Genomic DNA, 1,320 nt, shown 5'->3' with positions numbered 1-1,320 from the left:
GATAAGGCGTTTACGCCGCCATCCGGCACCGACGCCGCACAATTGCCTGATGGCGACCCTAACGCGTCTTATCAGGCCTACGAAAGCTCAGGCCTGATATGCATCCCGAATGATTTTACGTATATAATCTCCGCCCTCGATCACGTAAAGGTTTTTGTATGCAGTGCGCACTCTATGACGCCGGTCGCTGTCGTTCCTGTCAGTGGATTGAACAGCCGGTTTCCCACCAACTCACCGCCAAAATGGCCGATTTACGCCAACTGCTTGCTGAACATGCGGTGGCGGAGTGGCGCGCGCCGGTCAGCGGCACGGAACGCGCTTTTCGCAACAAAGCCAAAATGGTGGTCAGCGGCAGCGTGGAAAAACCATTGCTTGGGATGCTGCATCGTGACGGTACGCCGGAGGATTTGTGTGATTGTCCGCTCTATCCTGCGTCTTTTTCGCCCGTATTTGCCGCGCTCAAACCGTTTATCGCCCGTGCGGGGTTAACGCCCTATAACGTGGCGCGTAAACGCGGGGAGCTTAAATATCTGCTGTTAACGGAAAGCCGGTTTGATGGCGGTATGATGCTGCGCTTTGTCCTGCGTTCAGACGCCAAACTGGCGCAGTTGCGTGCAGCGCTACCGTGGTTGCAGGAACGGTTGCCACAGTTAAAAGTGATCACTGTGAATATTCAACCGGTGCATATGGCGATTATGGAAGGGGAGACAGAAATCTTCCTGACCGAACAACAGGCGCTGGCGGAACGCTTTAATGATGTGCCGCTGTGGATACGTCCGCAGAGCTTTTTCCAGACCAACCCAGTGGTGGCGGCGCATTTATATGCCACCGCACGCGACTGGGTGCGCCAGCTTCCGGTTAATCATATGTGGGATCTGTTTTGCGGCGTAGGAGGGTTTGGTTTGCATTGCGCCACGCCGCAGATGAAACTGACAGGTATTGAAATCGCGCCAGAGGCGATTACCTGTGCGAAACAGTCGGCGCAGGAGCTTGGGTTGCAAAATCTGCGTTTTCAGGCGCTGGATTCGACTCAGTTTGCTATCGCCCAGGGCGAAGTACCCGATCTGGTTTTGGTGAACCCGCCGCGTCGCGGGATTGGCAAACCGCTGTGCGATTTTCTTTCCCGCATGGCGCCACGTTTTATTGTCTATTCAAGCTGCAATGCGCAAACTATGGCGAAGGATATTCACGAGTTGTCAGGGTATCGCATTGACCGCGTTCAGCTTTTCGACATGTTCCCACATACCGCGCATTACGAAGTGTTAACGCTGCTCAGCAGACAATAACGGATATGCCTGATGGCGCTTCGCTTATCAGGCC

Annotated in this window: 1 pseudogene; it reads left to right on the top strand. The window is 54.5% G+C overall.

The features are described from left to right. Positions 1-140 precede the first annotated feature (140 nt). A pseudogene (rlmC, locus tag FDX09_RS19440) lies at positions 141-1,286 on the top strand (23S rRNA (uracil(747)-C(5))-methyltransferase RlmC); the annotation flags it as partial. Between the last annotated feature and the right edge of the window lie 34 nt (positions 1,287-1,320).

The sequence above is a fragment of the Citrobacter sp. wls717 genome, assembly GCF_005280955.1.
Classification (GTDB): domain Bacteria; phylum Pseudomonadota; class Gammaproteobacteria; order Enterobacterales; family Enterobacteriaceae; genus Citrobacter; species Citrobacter werkmanii.
Note: the sequence above shows the minus strand (reverse complement) of the source record. Positions and strands in the feature narration are given on the sequence as shown.